This is a genomic window from Pseudomonas sp. H3_E07, from assembly GCF_054668895.1.
Genome location: NZ_CP162795.1, coordinates 4,955,863 through 4,975,227, shown reverse-complemented (window position 1 = coordinate 4,975,227; position 19,365 = coordinate 4,955,863). Strand labels below are relative to the sequence as shown.

Annotated in this window: 16 protein-coding genes and 1 pseudogene; 13 read left to right on the top strand and 4 right to left on the bottom strand. The window is 62.5% G+C overall.

The genetic code is table 11. The features are described 5' to 3' along the window. Position 1 precedes the first annotated feature (1 nt). The gene (locus AB4O08_RS22925) at positions 2-499 is read left to right on the top strand and encodes an Lrp/AsnC family transcriptional regulator (RefSeq protein WP_010209320.1); all 498 of its coding nucleotides are present in this window, start codon (positions 2-4) and stop codon (positions 497-499) included. 3 nt (positions 500-502) lie between these two features. Here AB4O08_RS22925 and AB4O08_RS22920 read toward each other — a convergent pair whose 3' ends face one another. The 4 genes from AB4O08_RS22920 to AB4O08_RS22905 all read right to left on the bottom strand — a co-directional run bounded on the left by AB4O08_RS22920 (position 503) and on the right by AB4O08_RS22905 (position 4,567). Then, positions 503-1,333 (bottom strand): TIGR03915 family putative DNA repair protein, encoded by an 831-nt coding sequence (locus tag AB4O08_RS22920; RefSeq protein WP_460114372.1) that lies wholly within the window; start codon positions 1,331-1,333, stop codon positions 503-505. Next, a complete protein-coding gene (locus tag AB4O08_RS22915; RefSeq protein ID WP_010209318.1) occupies positions 1,330-2,550 on the bottom strand; it encodes a putative DNA modification/repair radical SAM protein in 1,221 nt (406 codons plus the stop codon). The genes AB4O08_RS22920 and AB4O08_RS22915 overlap by 4 nt, the downstream gene beginning before the upstream one ends. Positions 2,551-2,627: 77 nt before the next feature. After that, a complete protein-coding gene (locus tag AB4O08_RS22910) occupies positions 2,628-3,965 on the bottom strand; it encodes a lysine N(6)-hydroxylase/L-ornithine N(5)-oxygenase family protein (protein WP_010209316.1) in 1,338 nt (445 codons plus the stop codon). 119 nt (positions 3,966-4,084) lie between these two features. Beyond that, complete coding sequence (locus AB4O08_RS22905) at positions 4,085-4,567, bottom strand: sigma-70 family RNA polymerase sigma factor (RefSeq protein ID WP_021492862.1); 483 nt, start codon at positions 4,565-4,567, stop codon at positions 4,085-4,087. A gap of 365 nt (positions 4,568-4,932) precedes the next feature. Between AB4O08_RS22905 and AB4O08_RS22900 the strand changes: the two are divergent. From AB4O08_RS22900 to AB4O08_RS22845, 12 genes and pseudogenes are all read left to right on the top strand, one after another. Next, positions 4,933-6,015: pseudogene (locus AB4O08_RS22900) on the top strand (efflux RND transporter periplasmic adaptor subunit); the annotation flags it as partial. 87 nt (positions 6,016-6,102) lie between these two features. Beyond that, positions 6,103-8,073, top strand: a complete 1,971-nt coding sequence (locus AB4O08_RS22895; protein ID WP_010209310.1) for a MacB family efflux pump subunit — start codon at positions 6,103-6,105, stop codon at positions 8,071-8,073. Continuing rightward, the gene (locus AB4O08_RS22890) at positions 8,066-9,469 is read left to right on the top strand and encodes an efflux transporter outer membrane subunit (protein ID WP_460114371.1); all 1,404 of its coding nucleotides are present in this window, start codon (positions 8,066-8,068) and stop codon (positions 9,467-9,469) included. The genes AB4O08_RS22895 and AB4O08_RS22890 overlap by 8 nt, the downstream gene beginning before the upstream one ends. Positions 9,470-9,573: 104 nt before the next feature. Next, positions 9,574-10,317: an alpha/beta fold hydrolase gene (locus AB4O08_RS22885; protein ID WP_460114370.1), complete on the top strand. Its 744-nt coding sequence runs from the start codon at positions 9,574-9,576 to the stop codon at positions 10,315-10,317. Between the two features lie 107 nt (positions 10,318-10,424). Further along, positions 10,425-11,192, top strand: coding sequence for a FadR/GntR family transcriptional regulator (locus tag AB4O08_RS22880; RefSeq protein ID WP_010209305.1), 768 nt, complete (start codon positions 10,425-10,427; stop codon positions 11,190-11,192). A gap of 223 nt (positions 11,193-11,415) precedes the next feature. Then, on the top strand, positions 11,416-12,618 hold the full coding sequence (locus tag AB4O08_RS22875; protein WP_460114369.1) for an ABC transporter substrate-binding protein: 1,203 nt from the start codon (positions 11,416-11,418) through the stop codon (positions 12,616-12,618). A 57-nt stretch (positions 12,619-12,675) separates the two neighbouring features. Further along, the gene (locus tag AB4O08_RS22870; RefSeq protein ID WP_021492866.1) at positions 12,676-13,536 is read left to right on the top strand and encodes a branched-chain amino acid ABC transporter permease; all 861 of its coding nucleotides are present in this window, start codon (positions 12,676-12,678) and stop codon (positions 13,534-13,536) included. 1 nt (position 13,537) lies between these two features. Further along, the gene (locus AB4O08_RS22865) at positions 13,538-14,548 is read left to right on the top strand and encodes a branched-chain amino acid ABC transporter permease (RefSeq protein WP_010209302.1); all 1,011 of its coding nucleotides are present in this window, start codon (positions 13,538-13,540) and stop codon (positions 14,546-14,548) included. Then, complete coding sequence (locus AB4O08_RS22860) at positions 14,545-15,294, top strand: ABC transporter ATP-binding protein (protein ID WP_010209301.1); 750 nt, start codon at positions 14,545-14,547, stop codon at positions 15,292-15,294. Before AB4O08_RS22865 ends, AB4O08_RS22860 begins: the two co-directional genes overlap by 4 nt. Continuing rightward, complete coding sequence (locus AB4O08_RS22855) at positions 15,294-15,989, top strand: ABC transporter ATP-binding protein (protein ID WP_042572037.1); 696 nt, start codon at positions 15,294-15,296, stop codon at positions 15,987-15,989. The genes AB4O08_RS22860 and AB4O08_RS22855 overlap by 1 nt, the downstream gene beginning before the upstream one ends. 13 nt (positions 15,990-16,002) lie before the next feature. Further along, a complete protein-coding gene (locus AB4O08_RS22850; protein WP_042572036.1) occupies positions 16,003-17,271 on the top strand; it encodes a Zn-dependent hydrolase in 1,269 nt (422 codons plus the stop codon). Then, positions 17,268-18,671 (top strand): amidase, encoded by a 1,404-nt coding sequence (locus AB4O08_RS22845; RefSeq protein WP_460114368.1) that lies wholly within the window; start codon positions 17,268-17,270, stop codon positions 18,669-18,671. Before AB4O08_RS22850 ends, AB4O08_RS22845 begins: the two co-directional genes overlap by 4 nt. Positions 18,672-19,365 lie beyond the last annotated feature (694 nt).

The window sequence follows — 19,365 nt, the reverse complement described above, 5'->3', positions numbered from 1 at the left end:
CATGGATACCAAGGCCAACGGACCCCATTCCTCCCCCACGCTGGACCGCATTGATGAAGCCATCATCGAAGTGCTGCGGCATCAGGGGCGTATCACCTACGAAAAGCTCTCGTCGCTGGTGCACCTCACGCCCAGGCCCTGCCTGGAGCGGGTGCGCAAGCTGGAGCGACGCGGGGTGATCCGTGGGTATGGGGCGATCATCGATGTGCAGATGGTCTCGCCAGGGCTGTCATTGCTGGTGTTGGTAGCCTTGTCCAACCAGAGCGGGCGCTCGGCGCAAAAGGCCTTCGAAGCCTGCGTCAAGGCTTGCCCGCAGGTGTTCGAATGCCAGTTGATCAGCGGTCCGTTTGACTACAGCCTGCGCATGCGTTGCCGGGATATGGAGCACTACCGGGTGCTGACGGAGACCTGGTTGAACAACGACGAATTGCACATCGATAAGCTGGTCGCGCATCCGGAGTTGGCGGTGGTAAAGAACACAGCGACGGAACTCAGCTGAGCCTTAAAAGGCGCGAGCGATTCGCTTGCCCAGCTTTGCCCCGATCATCTTCGCCTGCCCATCCTTTTGCTTGCCGGTACGCGCCTCACTGATCAACCCCGGTATCAACTTGCCCTCTGGCAGATTCTTCCAGAACCGGCTGGGCAAATGCCCTTCCATCACCTTGGGGTTCAACCGTGCTGGATTGAAGATGTGGCTGTAGTAGGTCAGCCACATCGCACTGTGTGGATCCTCGACATTCTGCGCCAATTGCCGCCACGCCTCGGGGCATTCGCGCTGGTGGATCAGTTGCTCACCGTCGTAGTACACACCGTCCAACGGTGTGGCGATCATCCAGCGGTGACGCCCCATGCGCCCGATGAAATGCTGGCTGGCTGATTTCAAGATGTCATGGGCCGGCTCGTGCCAGGCCACGTACTCGGGCAATTCCAGCCCGGCCTCGGCGGGTAACGCGATGAACCGCACAAACGCGTGCAGATGGTGTGCCTCGCGACTGACCTGCTTGATCCGCCGTTGCAACTCACTGCCCAGTTTGTCCCCTGCCAGCATCGCCGTGCGATCACCATGACTGACGCGCCACAGCACTTCATACAACAAGCTCCAACGCTGGTCGCCGTGGTAACAGGCGGCCGACTCCAACAATTCCAGCAGGGCCTTGGGCACCCGTGTCTGGAAAGGCCCCATCCCCTCGGGAATCGGTTCGTCGGTGGCAAACAGGTCCGCCACTTCGGCCTCGCCCCAACTCACCTGGCTGGGGTCGACCTGATGGCTGAGCAGCCAGCGCGCCTGATCGCGCCAAGTGCCGAACAGGTTGTTGCATTCCAGGCTGATCATCCCCACAACCCCATTTGCTGCGGCTGAGGACGGTCGCGCAGTTGTTCGCGCAACAACACGCTGGTGCTGTCGGCCTGTTGCGGGTGGTAGTCGCTGGTGATGAAAAACGGCTTGGCCTTGGCCAATACGCACCGCATGCGCGCCAGGTCTTCGAAGCGGATCTTGCGTTCACGGCGCAGGTCCACCAGACGCTGGGTGGTACGCAGGCCAATGCCCGGAATGCGCGCTATCAAGGTCGGTTCCGCGCGATTCAGGTCTAAAGGGAAGACTTCGCGATTATCCAGCGCCCACGCCAGCTTGGGATCGATATCCAGCGCCAGGTGACCAGGACCTTTGAACAGCTCATTGGCGTTGAACCCATAGCTGCGCAACAGGAAATCGGCCTGGTACAAACGGTGCTCGCGCATCAGCGGCGGCGCGGCCAGAGGCACGGTTTTCGGGCTATTGGGGATGGGACTGAACGCCGAGTAATACACGCGGCGCAGCTTGAAGTTGCCGTACAACGCCTCGGCACCGTGGAGAATGGTGCTGTCATCGGTGTCGTCGGCGCCGACGATCAGTTGCGTGCTCTGCCCGGCCGGGGCAAAACGCGGTGCGCGTGGCTCGTTGCGTACCGTCTGCTCGCCGGTGTAGATGGTCTGCATGGCCTGTTTGATCGACACGATCTTCTTTTCCGGCGCCAGGGTCTGCAGGCTGGCCTCGGTGGGCAGTTCGATGTTCACGCTCAGGCGATCGGCATAGCGTCCGGCTTCGGCGATCAGTGCCGGGTCGGCATCAGGAATCGTCTTGAGGTGGATATAGCCGCGAAAGTCATGCTCTTCGCGCAGCAGTTTGGCGACCCGCACCAATTGCTCCATGGTGTAATCGGACGAACGGATGATGCCGGAACTGAGAAACAGCCCGCTGACGCAGTTGCGTCGGTAGAAATCCAGGGTCAGGGTGACCACCTCCTCCGGGCTGAAACGCGCGCGGGGCACGTCGCTGGAGCGGCGGTTGACGCAATACTGGCAGTCGTAGAGACAGAAGTTGGTGAGCAATACCTTGAGCAACGACACACAACGCCCGTCCGGCGTGTAGCTGTGGCAGATGCCCATGCCATCGGTGGAACCCAGCCCCGCCTTGCCCTCGGAGCTGCGCTTGGGCGCACCACTGCTGGCGCACGAGGCATCGTACTTGGCGGCGTCGGCGAGGATGCTGAGTTTTTCGATCAACTGCATGGGGGCTACCGATACTGGTTTTTTGTACAGTACCAATAGCCACTCGTTGCCACAAGTGCCGTTTGTAGGAGCGCGTTTCAGCTCGCGGTGGCGAGCAACAAATCCTGCACCGAACGACCCTTGCCGCGCCCACGGTCCAGCGCATACAGCGACGCCGCAATCTCATCCGCCCGAATCGGCAGTACCGACAGCAGGGTATCGCTCAACCCATGGCTGGCCTGGCTGAAGCCCTGGATGTAGATACCGGCGTTGCAACGCTCGTCGGTGACGATGCGATAGTCGCGCGCCACGTCGAAGTCGCCCAGGTAGTCTTCCAATGGCGCCAGCAGCGCGCGGTGTGTCTGGCGCTCGTAGCCGGTGGCGAGGATCACCGCGTCGTAGTGGTTGACGCTGGTGTCGCCGTTGGCGTTGTTGCGCAGCACCAGTTCGATGCCCAACGGGCCTGGTGTGGCCTTCTCGACCACGGTCAGGGTGCGGAACGCCTGGCGGGCGATGCCGGAGACCTTCTGGCGGTAGAAGATGCCGTAGATACGCTCGATCAAGTCCAGGTCCACCACCGAATAGTTGGTGTTCTGGTACTCGGCGACCAGGCGCTCACGCTCGGCGCCCTCTTGCTGGAACACCAGGTCGGTGAAGGCCGGCGAGAACACTTCGTTGACGAACGGGCTGTCATCGGCGGGTTTGAGCGCCGAACCGCGCAGAATCATGTCGACCTGCACCGACGGGAAGCTGTCGTTCAGGTCGATAAAGGCTTCGGCCGCGCTCTGGCCACCGCCGATGATGGCAATGCGCATGGCCTTGCCCTCGACACATGGCTGGCTGGCCATCCGCTCCAAGTATTGGGAATGGTGGAACACCCGGCTATCGCCCTTGAGCGCCTTGAACGCTTCGGGAATACGCGGCGTGCCCCCGGCGCTGACCACCACCGAACGGGTGGTGCGTACATGTTGCTCCCCCAGCGCATCCCGGGAAATCACACGCAGCGCTTCAACCTGCTGCTGGTGCAGGATGGGCTCGATGGACAGCACTTCCTCGCCGTAGCGCGCCTGGGCCTGAAACTGCCCGGCGACCCAGCGCAGGTAGTCGTTGTACTCCATGCGGCACGGGTAGAAGGTGCCCAGGTTGATGAAGTCCACCAAGCGGTCGTGGGCTTTCAGGTAATTGACGAAGGAATACGGGCTGGTGGGGTTGCGCAGGGTCACCAGGTCCTTGAGGAATGAAATCTGCAGCTCGCTCTGGGTCACCAGGGTGTTGCCGTGCCAGCGGTAGTCGGCCTGTTTGTCGAGAAACAGCACATCCAGTTTGCCCTGGGCCTTTTCGCGCTCCTGCAGGGCGATGGCCAGCGCCAGGTTCGAAGGGCCGAAACCGATACCGATCAGGTCGTGAACCGCGGGCGAAGCAATTGCCTGTGTCATTCCAGTGTCCTCTGGATAAGCCCCTTGGCGGTGGGGCGGGAATACCTTCAAGACCTGAACAACAGGTCGTGTGTTGATAGGAAACGAGGACAATGAAATAAAATTTAACTGATCTTCGATCAGTGCGTTTCCCACTCGCGCATCCGCACCCGGCAGTGCTTCATGGCATTGACGATGTGTTTCTCCACCATGGCGCGGGAAATGCTCAGGCGTTCGGCGATCTGCAGGTGGGTCAGGCCTTCGAGTTTGCGCAGCAGGAAGCTGTCGCGACAGGCCGGCGGCAGCTCGGCCAGGGCGCGTTCGAGCAGTTCCAGGCGCTGGCCGTGATCGTGGTGGGAGTGAGGCGAACTGCTGGCGAAGCGCTCTTCGGCATCCAGCACGTCCAGGGGTTCAACCTGGCGCAAGGCATTGCGCCGATGTCCATCGATCACCAGATTCAATGCGGTGCGGTACAAAAAGGCACGGGGTTGTTCGATGGGCGTGTCGCTGGAACGCTCCAGCACCCGGACATAAGCGTCATGCACCACATCCTCGGCCACCTGACGGTTGCCCAGCTTGGCGTTGAGGAAACACACCAGCTCGCGATAGTAGTTTTCCAACATGACTCCCGACCGCCGGGTGGCGGCATTTGGTCCCTGGGTGCAAAAAACAGCCTGTAGACGCGAGCGTGCTTGCGAAGACCGTTAATGATATCGCGAGCATTCAGGATAAACGCAGCGCCTGAACGTCCCTCGCGGGCAAGCTCGCTCCTACACTTAAATCAACCCGTTCGGTGATGGCAGTTTGAGTGCGTGCAATTTATAGTAATTCTCATCTACTTTTAAAGCAGACTTGCATCAACGGACGATTTTTTTCTTCAAGGGAGCTGTAACTGCTTATGTAACCGCCTAAATCCCCGCGCAATTCCCTCGTTTACTTGTCAGCTCCCCGCAACTGCGGTCCGAACTTTCCTGGCTGGAACCAAAGCATGAAACGCCCTCGACCTGCCCGACGCGCCTTGCTTGTTATCGCGTGCCTGATCCCTTTTATCGCCGTCGCGGCCTGGCAGGTGCTGCCGCCGGGGCGTGACACTCTCACCACCGTCACCGTCACCCGCGGCAGTATCGAAAACAGCGTGACCGCCTTGGGCACCCTACAACCGCGTCGCTATGTGGACGTCGGTGCCCAGGCCTCTGGCCAGATCCGCAAAATCCACGTCGAAGCCGGCGACCAGGTCGAGGAAGGCCAATTGCTGGTTGAGATCGATCCGTCCACGCAAAAAGCCAAGCTGGACGCCAGCCGCTACGCCATCGAAAACCTCAAGGCCCAGTTGCAGGAACAAAAGGCTCAGCACGAATTGGCACGCCAGAAGTACCAGCGCCAGCAACGCCTGACCGCCGCAAACGCCACCCGTGAGGAAGACGTGCAAACCGCGAAGGCCGAACTGAGCGCTACCCAGGCCCGGGTCGACATGTTCCAGGCGCAGATCCTGCAAGCCCAGGCCAGCCTGCGCAGTGACGAAGCGGAATTGGGCTACACACGCATCTACGCGCCCATGACCGGCACCGTGGTCGCGGTGGACGCGCGGGTTGGCCAAACCCTCAATGCCCAGCAGCAGACGCCGTTGATCCTGCGCATCGCCAAGCTGTCGCCGATGACGGTGTGGGCAGAAGTCTCGGAGGCCGATATCGGCCACGTCAAACCCGGCATGACCGCGTACTTCACTACCTTGAGCGGCGGTAACCGACGCTGGACCAGCACCGTGCGGCAGATCCTGCCGATCCCGCCCAAGCCGTTGAATGAAACCCAAGGCAGCGGCAGCCCCAACAGCACCAGTAAAAGCGGCAGCGGCCGCGTGGTGCTGTACACCGTGCTGCTGGACGTGGACAACAGCGACAACGCGCTGATGGCCGAAATGACCACCCAGGTATTTTTCGTCGCCAGCCAAGTCAAGGATGCGCTCACCGCGCCGGTTGCCGCGTTATCGGGCACGGCGAACGCCAACCAGCAGATCGCCCAGGTCGTGGGCAAGAACGGCCGTATCGAGCAGCGCCAGGTGCAGGTGGGCATCAGCGACCGCCTGCGCGTCCAGGTGCTCGACGGCTTGAGCGAAGGCGATCACCTGCTGATCGGCCCCGCCGACGGCAACGGGGTTGAGGTGACCACGCCCCTGATCGAACTCAAGAACATCCGCAAATCCTACGGCGGCGGCGACAGCCCGCAGGTCGACGTGTTGCGCGGCATAGACCTGTCGATCCATGCCGGGGAGTTCGTCGCCATCGTCGGCGCCTCCGGCTCCGGCAAGTCCACGCTGATGAATATCCTTGGCTGTCTCGACCGCCCCAGCACAGGCAACTACCTGTTCGCCGGGGAAAACGTCGCCCACCTGGACAGCGATGAACTGGCCTGGCTGCGCCGCGAAGCGTTCGGGTTCGTGTTCCAGGGCTACCACCTGATCCCGTCGGGCTCGGCCCAGGAGAACGTCGAGATGCCGGCGATCTACGCCGGCATCAGCGCCGCCGAGCGCCATGCCCGCGCCAACGCCCTGCTCACGCGCCTGGGCCTGGCCGAACGCACCGGCAACCGTCCGCACCAACTCTCCGGGGGCCAGCAACAGCGGGTATCCATTGCCCGAGCCTTGATGAACGGCGGGCATATCATCCTCGCCGACGAACCCACCGGCGCCCTCGACAGCCACAGTGGCGCCGAGGTCATGACCCTGCTCGATGAACTCGCCAGCCAGGGCCACGTGGTGATCCTGATCACCCACGACCGCGAAGTGGCGGCGCGGGCCAATCGCATCATCGAGATTCGCGATGGTTTGATCATCAGCGACTCGGCGGACAGCAGCGACGTTGCGCCAGCATTAGCGAACGGTGCTCTGCAAGCCGTGGATCTGCGCCAGCGCCTGGCCGACGGCGCCGAGCACAATGGCGCGTGGAAAGCCGAGCTGGTGGACGCGGTGCAAGCCGCCTGGCGGGTGATGTGGATCAACCGCTTCCGCACCGCACTGACCCTGCTGGGGATCATCATTGGCGTGGCCTCGGTGGTGGTGATGCTGGCCGTCGGTGAGGGCAGCAAGCGCCAGGTCATGGCGCAGATGGGGGCGTTCGGTTCCAACATTATCTACCTCAGTGGAACATCGCCCAACCCGCGCACGCCCCTGGGTATCGTGACCCTCGACGACGTCCACGCACTGGCGGCGTTACCCCAGGTCCAGCGCATCATGCCGGTCAACGGCAGCGAAGTCGGGGTGCGCTTCAGCAACGTCGACTACATGGCCTACGTGGGGGGCAATGACACCAACTTCCCGGAGATTTTTAATTGGCCGGTGGTCGAGGGTAATTACTTCACGGCCGCCGACGAGCGTGCCGCCGCCACGGTGGCGGTGATCGGTCATCGCGTGCGCGAGAAGCTGTTCAAGGGCGAGGTCAACCCGATCGGCCAGTACATCCTGATTGAAAACGTGCCATTCCAGGTAATCGGCGTGCTGGCGGAAAAAGGCGCCGCCTCCGGCAACAAGGACAGTGACGACCGCGTTGCCATCCCTTACACCGCCGCCAGCGTGCGTCTGTTCGGCAACTACAACCCCGAGTATGTCGTGATCGCGGCGGCCGATGCGCGCAAGGTCCGCGAAACCGAGGTGGCCATCGACCAGTTGATGCAAAAGCTGCACAACGGCAAGCGCGACTATGAGCTGACCAACAACGCCGCGATGATCCAGGCCGAGGCCCGCACTCAGAACACGCTGTCATTGATGCTCGGTTCGATTGCGGCAATTTCCCTGCTGGTGGGCGGGATCGGCGTGATGAATATCATGCTGATGACCGTGCGCGAGCGTACCCGCGAAATCGGCATTCGCATGGCCACCGGCGCACGCCAGCGCGACATCCTGCGCCAGTTCCTCACGGAAGCGGTGATGCTCTCGGTGGTCGGCGGTTTGTGCGGCATCGCCCTAGCATTGTTGGTCGGCGGGGTGCTGGTGCTGGCCAAGGTGGCGGTGCAGTTCTCCCTATTGGCGGTGTTTGGCGCGTTTGGTTGCGCACTCGTCACCGGTGTCGTATTCGGCTTCATGCCGGCCCGTAAAGCTGCCCGGCTCGATCCGGTTAAGGCGTTGACCAGTGAATAAACGATCCCTCTACCTGCCCGCCTTGTGCGTATTACTCAGCGCCTGCACCGGCAACCCGCCAGCGGTCGACAGCGGGATTGCACCGCCTGCCGCCTGGCAACTTGCCGAACGCGACGCCGCCCAAGCCACCAATCAGCAATGGTGGACACAGTTTGGCAGCCCGCAGCTCAACCGTCTGATCGACCAGGCCCGGCGTGACAGCTTCGACGTGGCCGCCGCCACCGCACGCGTGCACCAAGCCCAAGCCAGTGCAGTGATCGCCGGCGCGCCGCTGTTGCCGGAGGTGAAGCTCAACCTCACCACCAGCCGTCAGAAACTGTTGCGTGGTCCGGGTGGACCGGATCTTGACGCATCACAAAGCGATGACACCGTCGACAATTTCGGCGCCAACCTCACCGCCAGCTACGAAGTGGACTTCTGGGGCGGTCGCGCCGCCGCTCGCGACAGCGCCCTGCACAACGTGCGCGCCAGCGAGTTTGACCAGGCCACCGTGGAGCTGACCTTGCTCAGCAGCGTGGCCGACCGCTACGCACAAACCCTGGCCGCGCAGCAACGCCAGCAGATTGCCGAGTTGAACCTGGCCAATGCGCGTAATGTGCTCGACCTTGTACAGACTCGCTATGACGCCGGCTCCGCCACTGCCCTGGAACTGGCCCAGCAAAAAAGCCTGGTGGCCAGCCAGCAACGCCAACTGCCGTTGATCCAGCAATTGGCCGAAGAGTCGCGGATTACGCTGGCTGCCCTCCTCGGCCAGCCGGTACAGGCTCTGAACCTAGGCACCGAACCGTTCCAAGCCTTGACCTGGCCTGCAATCGGCGCCGGCTTGCCAAGCCAGTTGCTCAGCCGTCGCCCCGATATCGCCAAGGCCGAGGCACAGCTGGCGGCAGCGCAGGCCGACGTCACGGTGGCTCGCGCGGCCATGCTGCCCGCCATCACCCTTGGCGCCACCCTGGGTTCCGACGCCTACAAAGCCGTGGATGTGCTGCGCAGCCCTTATTACACGCTTACCGCTGGACTGGTGGCGCCGATCTTCAACAACGGCCGTTTAAGTGCTGAACGCGACAAGGCCCGCGCGCGCCAGGATGAACTGCTGCAAACCTATCGCGGTGCGATCATCAACGGCTTTGCCGACGTGGAAAAATCCCTCAGCAGCATCACGCGTCTCGACCAGCAGCGCGAATGGCAAAGCGAAGAACTGCAACAGGCCCAGACCGCCTTCCAGATTGCAGAAAGCCGCTATCAGGCGGGTGCCGAAGACTTGCTCACGGTACTGGAAACCCAGCGCACCCTGTACACAGCCCAGGACCAGAACGTGCAACTGCGGCTGTCGCGCCTACAGGCCAGCATCGCGCTGTACAAAGCATTAGGCGGCGGCTGGCAGACTCAGATCCGATAAACAAAACTCCGTTTTCGTACGCCAGCTGTCTTCTCGCCCTACATTCTTCGACCAACGGTCCTTGGTAAAAAAACCGCACTCACACGGTTGCCCAGGACCTCTTGATGACTGTCGCAAAATACCTGACGTGCGCCTGTCTCTGGATGACAGCAAGCGCTGCCCAAGACCTGATTGCCCCCACCGCCATCGATTGGCTGCTGGATTGCCCCCTGCCGACCGTTGAACGCCTGGACCCCGAAGTGCTGCAGCGCACCCAATGCGGCGTCGTGAGCGTACCGCGCAATTACGCAGCCCCCCGGCAAGGCAACCTGCGCCTCTACCTGACCCGCGTCGGCGCCCGAGACCCACTGAACCGGGAAGGCGTGGTGTTCGCCCAGGCCGGCGACGCGCCTAAAAGGAATCAGGGCGGCACCTTCGTCATTCACCTGACCAGCCTTTGGGGTTCTTACTCCAACCCGGCGTATCGCACACTGGTCAACCGCTACGACTTCATCGAGCTCAGCCCTCGCGACCTCGACAACGAGACTGGAGTCGAACAGGCCGCTCAAGACCTTGAGTATGTGCGCAGCCAACTGGGCGAGGCCCAACTGTTCTACCTGGGCAATGCCGATGCCACCCGCCTGGGCAACCGTTACGCGGCCCTGTTTCCCGAACGGGTAGCGCGCATGGTGCTGGTCAATGCGCAGCAGCCCGAATCGGCAGCGCCCCACGTCGAACAACTGCGCCTGAAAGAAACAACCAAACAGGACGCCAGCAGCTGCATCAACCGTTGGGTGGGCGATTTCCTGGTCTTCGGCAAGCAGCCGCCGCCGTCCACCCGATGCCTGGACTCAGGCAACGGGGAGTAACCACCCGATTGCGACCTTTTGCCGTCGAAAACGACACCCGCCGTTGACGCTGCCCCCCGATCGTTATTAAGTGCTATTTATCCGCATTAATACGATAAATCGAACTTATGCTAAGCCGCCCGCTACGACGCAAACGCCAGAAGCTGTCCGACGTGATTGTCGAGTCGGTCAAGCGCTCCATCGTCACCGATGCCTTGAAGCCCGGCGACCGCTTGCCCACCGAACGCGAGCTGATGGAAAGCTTCCAGTGCTCCAAAGGCTCGGCCCGTGAAGCGCTCAAGGCCTTGGAAGTCGAAGGGTTGGTGAGCACGCGTACCGGGCCCAGCGGCGGCGCCTACCTGAACCAGGCCGGCACCGAACCGGCCAGCCGGGCGTTGCGCAACTACCTGCACTTCCAGCACCTGGACGGCGAGCAGGTGTACCAACTGCGCAAAGTCATCGAAGTGGAACTGGCGGTGTCGGTACTCGGACGCTTGAGCGAAGACGACTACCAAGCCCTGCAAGACAACGTGGATTTTTGCAGCGCGCCCGAAGACAGCGAGGCTGGCCAGCGTGAACAGCGCCTGGCAGAACTGGAGTTTCACAACCTGCTGGCCAAGGCCTGCCCCAACCCGTTGCTGAGTTTCATGGCGCAGTTCCTCAACGACCTGTTGCGTGACCTGGTGGTGTTGAAAAAGGCCTACAAGCCCAAGCGCAAGCAGTTCGATGCGGCCAACCTGGATTATCACAAGCAGTTGCTGATCGCGTTTCGGGCCGGGGATGAAAGCGCAGTGCGCAGCCTGATGCATGAACACATGTGCGACGCCGAACACCATATGACGGCGCTGGAAGGTGAAGTCAGCCCGCATTTTCTATTGGAGTTCGATCATCGTTAAGGACACCACGAATCCAATGTGGGAGCGGGCTTGCTCGCGAATGCGGTGGGTCAGCAATGCACCCGGTGACTGATACACCGCATTCGCGAGCAAGCCCGCTCCCACAGTTTGACCCTATTCCAACCAAAACCGCGTTATCCCAATAACAGGCCTGCCCACAGGCCCTTGCTCCACCGTATCGCCATTGCCACTCCTGCCAATAACTAAACCAGGGAGTCACCCCATGCAGCGTCGTACGTTGTTGAAAGCCAGTCTTACCGCAGCCGCCGCCCTCAGCCTCCCGCTGAGCATTCGGTCTGCATTCGCCGCCGAGCCCTTTACCTTTTACGGCCTCAAGTCCATGTCTGGCGCCTTTGCCAGCTATGGCAAGTTTGCCGACATGGGTTCGCGCCTGGCGGTGCAACAGCACCCGCAGGTGCTAGGTCGCGCGTTGAACTACAAGGTCATCGACACCGAAGGCAACGCCGGCAAGGCGGTGCGCAAGGTGCAGGAAGCCATCCAGCAGGACGGCGCACGGTTCTTCCAGGGTTGCACCTTGTCGTCGTCGGCACTGGCGGTGGCCAAGGAAGTCGACAAGGTGGGTGGCGTGTTCATGACCCCGGTCGGCGCCGATGAAGTCACCGGCAAGGACTGCAACCTCGCGACCTTCCGCTGGTCGGTGCCCACCTACGGTGCCATCCGCGAAACCATGGTGCCGCTGATCAAGCTGCTGCCGGACGCCAAGCGCTGGTACACCATCACCCCGCAATACGTGTTCGGCGAAGCGTTGCTCGAAGGCGCAAAAAATGTGCTCAAGGAAAACGGCCTGGAGCACATCGGCAACAGCTACCACTCACTGCAGGAACAGGAGTTCTCCGGTTACCTGACCAATGCCATCGCCGCCAAGCCCGATGTGCTGGTACTGCTCAACTTCGGCAGCCAGTCGTCCAACACCCTGCGCCAGGCGGTCAACTTCGGCATCAAGGAACGCATGAAAGTGCTGTTGGTGTGGTCCGCCGGCCTCGACCAGTTCCAGGAACTGGGCAGCGACGTGCTGGAAGGCGTGTACCTTGGCGCGCAGTACTGGCACCAGGTCGACACCCCGCTCAACCGTGAACTGGTCAAGCTCACCCAGGCCCAATACGGCATCAACCCCACCTATCCGCTGGCCGCCGACTACATCAGCACCAAGATCATGCTCGACACCATCATCGCCACCGGCAGCTTCGACGGGCCCACCGTGGCCAAGGCCATGCAGGGCCTGAGCTACGAAGGGCCGACCGGCAAGGAATCGATCCGCGCCGGCGACCATCAGGTGATCAAGGATTACTACCTGCTGATCGGCAAGGCCACTGCCGACATGGCCGACAAGGATGACCTGGCCAAGGTGCTCAGCGCCGGCCAGTCGTTCCCACCCATGGAAGCCACGGGCTGCACGCTCGGCTGATCCCCTGAATTTGGTAGCGCAGGGCCGTGCAAGCGGCCTCCTGCAGAGGGTTCCTGCATGCTTAATCTTTACCTGTTCCAGATTCTCAACGGCCTCGGATTGGGGATGATCTACTTCCTGATCGCGGTCGGGCTGACGATCATTTTCGGCCTGCTCAACTTCGTCAACTTCGCCCACGGCGCGTTTTTCCTGCTGGGTGCCTACATCTGCTACACCGCTGTGAGCCTCACCGGCAACTTCTGGCTGGCGCTGCTGATCGCGCCGCTGGTGGTGGCCGCACTGGCCTGGGTCATCGAGCGAGTGTTGATCCAGCGGATCTATCACTTGCCACACATGTTCCAGATCCTGGTGACCTTAGGGATCGCGCTGATCATCCAGGAAGCCAGCGTGATGATTTGGGGCCCGGTGGGCAAGAGCGTCGCCGTGCCGGAACTGCTGCGCGGCGTGCTGGTGGTGGGTGACTTCGTCTACCCCTACTACCGCCTGTTCCTCATCGTGTTCTCCGGGCTGGTCGGCCTGGGCCTGTGGCTGCTGCTGGAACGCACGCGCTTCGGTGCCCTGGTGCGGGCCGGCAGTGAAAGCACCGAAACCGTGTCGCTGCTGGGCACCAATATTTTCCGCCTGTTCTCCATGACCTTCGCCCTCGGCGTGGCCCTGGCCGGCGTTGCCGGCGTACTGTTCGCCCCGTTGCGCGGCGCCCAGCCCTTTGTCGGCCCGGAGATTCTCGGGGTGGCCTTCGTGGTGGTGGTGATCGGCGGCATGGGTTCGTTCAGCGGTGCGCTGGTCGGCGGTTTGCTGGTGGGCGTGGTGCAAAGCCTGATGACCACACTCTGGCCCCAAGGCGCGAGCCTGATGATCTATGGCGCAATGGCCGTGGTGATTCTGGTACGTCCTTACGGCCTGTTCGGGAGAGCCTGAGATGAGCGAGAAAAATCCCCTGCCGTTCGCCAAGACCCAATCCAAGGCCATGTTGCTGTGGGTGCTGGCGGTACTGATCGGCCTGCCGTTGATATTGCCCTCGGCGACCCTGGCCACCGAGATCCTGATCTTTGCCATGGCCGCCCTCGCCTGCAACCTGTTGCTGGGCTACACCGGGCTGCTGTCGTTCGGCCAAGGCATCTTCTTCGGGGCCGGCGCCTACTGTGCGGCGTTGCTGATGATTCATCTGCAACTGGGCCTGTTCACCGCATTGCTCGGCGCCGCCATCGCGGGTGGCTTCCTGGCGTTGCTGGTGGGCGCCCTGGCGATCCGTCGCACCGGCATCTACTTCGTGATGCTGACCCTCGCATTCAGCCAGATGGCCTACTTTGTCGCCTACACCCTCAGCGACTGGACCGGTGGCGACAACGGCCTGCTCAGCGTGCCACGCCCGGAGATCCGCCTGGGTGAAACCGTGCTGCTGTCACTGGCCGACGCCCGCGCCTTCTACGCGTTTGTCGCGGTGCTGTTCCTGCTGATCTTCATCGGCGCACGCCGGGTGATCGCTTCGCCGTTCGGCAGCACGCTGATGGCCATCCGCGAAAACGAAACCCGCGCCTCAGCCATCGGCTATGACACACGCCACTTCAAAATCCTGGTGTTTGTGCTGTCCGGCGCCGTCACCGGCATCGCCGGCGCGCTCTACGCGATGCTGCTGCACTTTGTGCCGCTGTCGAATATCGACCTGATGATGTCCGAAAACATCCTGATCATGACCATCGTCGGCGGCACGGGCTCGTTGTTCGGCTCGTTGCTGGGCGCCGGTTCCATCGTGTTGCTGGGGGATTTCCTCTCCGACCTGTGGCCGCGCTGGCTGATGCTGCTGGGGGTGATTCTGATCCTGGTGGTGATCTTCATGCGCGGTGGTTTGTGGGGCGGCCTGGTGTCGCTGTTTGAACGGGTGCGTGGCAGCCGCAAGACCGCCGCTGTCGCCAAGGAGGAAGGGCTATGAGCATCCTGTTGGAAACCAAAGACCTGGAACTGGCCTACGGCGCGTTCCATGCGGTGAACGGCGTGAACCTCAAGGTCGAGGCCGGCACCATCCACACCATCATCGGGCCCAACGGCGCGGGCAAGACCAGCCTGTTCCACTGCCTTACCGGCGAACGCCAGGCCACCGCCGGGGCGATTCATTTCGACGGCAAGAACCTGATGCGCAAGCCCGCCCACGGCCGGGTCGGCTTGGGCATGGCGCGCTCGTTCCAGCTTACCAGCCTGTTCCAGAACCTCAGCGTGCGCGAAAACCTGCGGCTGGCCGCCCAAGGCCGCGACGGTGCGCGTGCCTTGAATTTCTGGCGTCGCGTCGACAGCAAGCGCGAACACCTGGAGATGGCCGACCAGGTGCTGGAGCGTCTGCAACTCACTGCCCGCGCCGATACCCTCGCCGGCGAGTTGTCCCACGGCCAGCAGCGGGTGCTGGAGGTGGGCATGTCGATCTGCTCCAAACCGAAACTGTTGATGCTGGATGAGCCCACCTCGGGCATGGGCATCGATGACATCCCGATCATGACTCAGTTGATCAGCGACCTAGGCCGTGACCACACGGTGCTGCTGATCGAACACAACATGAGCATTGTCATGTCCATCAGCCAACGCATCACGGTGATGAGCCACGGGCAGATCCTGGTGGAAGGCACGCCGGAATTCGTGCGTGCCGATGAACGCGTGCGCACCGCGTATCTTGGGGAGGCTGCCTGATGCTGATCGTCGAGAATATCCATTCCTACTACGACAAGAGCCATGTGCTGGAAGGCGTGTCGCTGACCGTCAACCCTGGCGAACTGGTGACACTGCTGGGACGCAATGGCGCCGGCAAGACCACCACCCTGCGCAGCATCCTCGGCATCATCTGCCCGCGCCAGGGCCAGATCCACTTCAACGGCCAGGCGCTGGTGGGCCAGAAAATCTTCGAAATCGCGCGCCAGGGCCTGGCGCTGGTGCCGGAGAACCGTGGGATTTTCCGCCTGCTCACGGTCGAGGAAAACCTGCGCATCGCCACGCGCAAGACCAGCCGCTGGCAGCTTGAGGACGTCTACGGCATGTTCCCGCGTCTCAAGGAGCGCCGCAAAAACGCCGGCCATGCGCTGTCCGGCGGCGAGCAACAGATGCTCGCCATCGCCCGCGCCCTGCTCAACGATCCCAAGCTGCTGATTCTCGATGAACCCACCGAGGGCCTGGCGCCGGTGATCGTCGACGAACTGGTGAAGATCCTGCGCAAGGTCAAGGACGACGGCCTGCCGGTGCTGTTGGTGGAACAGAACCTGATGGTCTGCGACAAGCTCGCCGACCGCCACTACGTGCTCGAACAGGGCCGCGTGGTCTACGAGGGCAGCGCCGAAGCCTTCCGCGCCGACCCAACCATCAAAAACCGTTATTTGGCCCTGAGTGCCTGACCGGAGATTGCACATGAATAGTTTTGCGCAACCGCTCAAGAGCAACGCCCCGCTGATCAACCGCGACCGCCTCTGGCAATCCTTGATGGACCTGGCCCAGCTCGGAGCCACCGTCAAAGGTGGTGTGTGCCGCCTGGCGCTGACCGACCTGGACCGCCAGGCCCGCGACCTGTTTGTGCAATGGTGCGAGGCCGCCGGCTGCAGTGTCAGTGTCGACGCCATCGGCAATATCTTTGCACGCCGTGCCGGGCGCAACCCCGCCCTGCCCCCGGTGATGACCGGCAGCCATATCGACACCCAGCCCACCGGCGGCAAGTTCGACGGGTGCTACGGGGTGATGGCCGGGCTGGAAGTGATCCGCACCCTGAATGACTTGAACATCGAAACCGCCGCGCCGATTGAAGTGGTGGTGTGGACCAACGAAGAAGGCTCGCGTTTTCCGCCGTGCATGATGGGCTCCGGGGTGTTTGCCGGTAAGTTCGATTTGCAGGATACCCTCGACAAGCTCGATGACCAGGGTCTGTCGGTCGGCGCCGAATTGCAGCGCATCGGTTATGCCGGATCCCGCGCCGTGCTCGGTCACCCGGTGGGCGCCTACTTCGAAGCACACATCGAACAAGGCCCGGTGCTGGAGGACCAGGCCACCACCATTGGCGTGGTCATGGGCTGCCTGGGCCAGAAGTGGTTCGACCTGACCCTTACCGGCGTAGAAGCCCACGCCGGCCCGACGCCGATGCACCTGCGCAAGGATGCCCTGGTCGGCGCCGCCGAGGTGGTCAGCGCGGTCAACCGTATCGCCCATCAACAACAACCGCACGCCTGCGGCACGGTCGGTTGCCTGAGCCTGCACCCCGGTTCACGCAATGTGATTCCTGGCCAAGTGCACATGACCATCGACCTGCGCCACCTGCATGCGGACAAGCTGCAAGCCATGGTCGATGAAGTGCGCGGCGTGATCGAAGACACCGCTAAAAGGCACGGCCTCACCTTCGAGCTGACGCCGACGGCTGATTTTCCGCCGCTGGACTTCAACCCGGTCTGCGTCAACGCTGTGCGCGACGCCGCGGCTGTATTGGGCTTGAGCCATATGGATATCGTCAGCGGCGCCGGGCACGATGCGATTTTCGTCGCCGAACTCGGCCCGGCCGGGATGATTTTTGTGCCGTGCGAAGGCGGCATCAGCCATAACGAAATCGAAAACGCGGCGCCGGACGACCTGGCGGCGGGCTGCGCGGTATTGCTGCGCGCCATGGTCAATGCAGCCCAGGGGGAAACGGCATGAGCGAGATCGGCCAACTGACGGCAGTGCAGCTGCTGCAGCATTTTCGCGACAAGACCTTGTCACCGGTGGACGTCACCGAAGACGCCCTGCTGCGTATCGAACGCTATAACCCGGTGGTGAATGCCTACTGCCACGTGGACCCGGAAGGCGCGCTGAACGCCGCGCGCGCTTCGGAACAACGCTGGCTCAACGGCCAACCCTGCGGCGCGCTGGACGGTGTGCCGGCGTCGATCAAAGACCTGACGCTGACCGTCGGCATGCCGACCCGCAAGGGCTCGCGCACCACATCGGCCGAGGGCCCGTGGGACGTCGACGCGCCCTTCACCGCCTTTATGCGCAAGGCCGGTGCGGTGCTGCTGGGCAAGACCACTACCCCGGAATTCGGTTGGAAAGGCGTCACCGACAACCCGTTGTACGGCATTACCCGCAATCCCTGGGACACACGCACCACGGCGGGCGGCTCATCCGGCGGCGCGGGGGCCGCGGCAGCGCTGAACCTGGGCGTGCTGCACCAAGGCAGCGATGCCGGCGGTTCGATCCGGATTCCCTGTGCATTTACCGGCACCTTCGGGATCAAACCGACGTTTGGCTATGTGCCGCAGTGGCCGGCCAGCGCCATGACCCTTCTCTCGCACCTGGGGCCGATGACCCGTACGGTGGAAGACAGCGTGTTGATGCTACAGACCATCGCCCAGCCGGACACGCGCGACGGCTTGATCGGCGCGCCACGCACCACGCCGTGGCTCACACCGGGTACGGATCTGAACGGTTTGCGTGTCGCCTATAGCCCGAACTTCGGTTACGTGGACGTCGACCCGCAAGTGGCCAAGGTCGTCGCTCAAGCGGTGGCAGGGCTGGTGCAACTGGGCGCCCATGTCGAGCAAATCGACCCCGGCTTCAGCGACCCGCTGGAAGTCTTCAGCACCCTGTGGGCGGCCGGCGCCGCACGCCTGACAAGCCCCATGAACGATGCGCAAAAACAGCTGCTGGACCCAGGCCTGCTGCGTATTGCACAACGCGGCGAACGCTTGAGCCTGGATGACTTCAACGCAGCCCTCGAAGCCCGCGCAGCCCTGGTGGCGCGCATGGCGGCGTTCCATGAGCACTACGATGTACTGGTGTCGCCGATGATGCCCATCACGGCATTCGACGCCGGGCACGACGTACCGTCCGGCTCCGGATTGGAGGAATGGACACAGTGGACACCGTTCACCTACCCCTTCAACCTGACCCAACAGCCAGCGGCCTCGGTGCCGTGTGGGTTGGCGACGAATGGCTTGCCGGTGGGCTTGCATGTAGTGGGCGCGCGGTTTGCCGACGAACAAGTGTTGCGGGTGTGCCACGCCTACGCGAAGGCCTTCCCGACCCAGCACCTCCAAGCCCCGCAAACCCCAACCTGAAATACCCCCTGTAGGAGCCGGCTTGCCGGCGCCTACACCTACCGGCTTTTGATTCAACCACTCAGGCCGGCTATCAGGCCGCCGTGCTCTTGCTTTTGATCTTGATCTTGATCTTGATCCTAAGCGCCCCGTCAAACACGCTGGCCGGAATTCGACAGGGATTTGGGGGGTAAACCGGCAGGGATGCCGGTTTAGCCGCCCCGCGCCATGGATGGCGCGTGGCGGCGGCCCCCCAAATCCCTGTCGGATTACGGGCACACCGAGCCTAGGCGAGGTGCCGAGTGTTGGGGCAAGAGCGCTTTGGTTACTTTCGCGCTTTTCGAAAGTGACCCGCCGTAAGGGCGGAACCAATAGTAGTCGTTACCTAAATAACGGATATGTACCCGGGCAGATCCAACATCCAGGTCGGCTGTCAGGCCGCCTTCGCAGGCAAGCCAGCTCCCACATTTAGATCGCGGGGCTACAGGGAGATTGTCGTCGGCTGTCAGGCCGCCTTCGCGAGCAAGCCCGCTCCCACATTTGGATCGCGGGGCTACAGTGAGATTGTCGTCGGCTGTCAGGCCGCCTTCGCAGGCAATCCAGCTGCCACATTTGGATCGTGGGGCCACAGTGAGATTGTCGTCGGCTGTCAGGCCGCCTTCGCGAGCAAGCCCGCTCCCACATTTGGATCGTGGGGCTACAGTGAGATTGTCGT

Excerpts from the sequence above, each read along its gene's own strand:
- AB4O08_RS22925 (WP_010209320.1), top strand. The coding sequence starts at position 2 with ATGGATACCAAGGCCAACGGACCCCATTCCTCCCCCACGCTGGACCGC.
- AB4O08_RS22920 (WP_460114372.1), bottom strand. The coding sequence starts at position 1,333 with ATGATCAGCCTGGAATGCAACAACCTGTTCGGCACTTGGCGCGATCAG.
- AB4O08_RS22915 (WP_010209318.1), bottom strand. The coding sequence starts at position 2,550 with ATGCAGTTGATCGAAAAACTCAGCATCCTCGCCGACGCCGCCAAGTAC.
- AB4O08_RS22910 (WP_010209316.1), bottom strand. The coding sequence starts at position 3,965 with ATGACACAGGCAATTGCTTCGCCCGCGGTTCACGACCTGATCGGTATC.
- AB4O08_RS22905 (WP_021492862.1), bottom strand. The coding sequence starts at position 4,567 with ATGTTGGAAAACTACTATCGCGAGCTGGTGTGTTTCCTCAACGCCAAG.
- AB4O08_RS22885 (WP_460114370.1), top strand. The coding sequence starts at position 9,574 with ATGACTGTCGCAAAATACCTGACGTGCGCCTGTCTCTGGATGACAGCA.
- AB4O08_RS22880 (WP_010209305.1), top strand. The coding sequence starts at position 10,425 with ATGCTAAGCCGCCCGCTACGACGCAAACGCCAGAAGCTGTCCGACGTG.
- AB4O08_RS22875 (WP_460114369.1), top strand. The coding sequence starts at position 11,416 with ATGCAGCGTCGTACGTTGTTGAAAGCCAGTCTTACCGCAGCCGCCGCC.
- AB4O08_RS22870 (WP_021492866.1), top strand. The coding sequence starts at position 12,676 with ATGCTTAATCTTTACCTGTTCCAGATTCTCAACGGCCTCGGATTGGGG.
- AB4O08_RS22865 (WP_010209302.1), top strand. The coding sequence starts at position 13,538 with ATGAGCGAGAAAAATCCCCTGCCGTTCGCCAAGACCCAATCCAAGGCC.
- AB4O08_RS22860 (WP_010209301.1), top strand. The coding sequence starts at position 14,545 with ATGAGCATCCTGTTGGAAACCAAAGACCTGGAACTGGCCTACGGCGCG.
- AB4O08_RS22855 (WP_042572037.1), top strand. The coding sequence starts at position 15,294 with ATGCTGATCGTCGAGAATATCCATTCCTACTACGACAAGAGCCATGTG.
- AB4O08_RS22850 (WP_042572036.1), top strand. The coding sequence starts at position 16,003 with ATGAATAGTTTTGCGCAACCGCTCAAGAGCAACGCCCCGCTGATCAAC.
- AB4O08_RS22845 (WP_460114368.1), top strand. The coding sequence starts at position 17,268 with ATGAGCGAGATCGGCCAACTGACGGCAGTGCAGCTGCTGCAGCATTTT.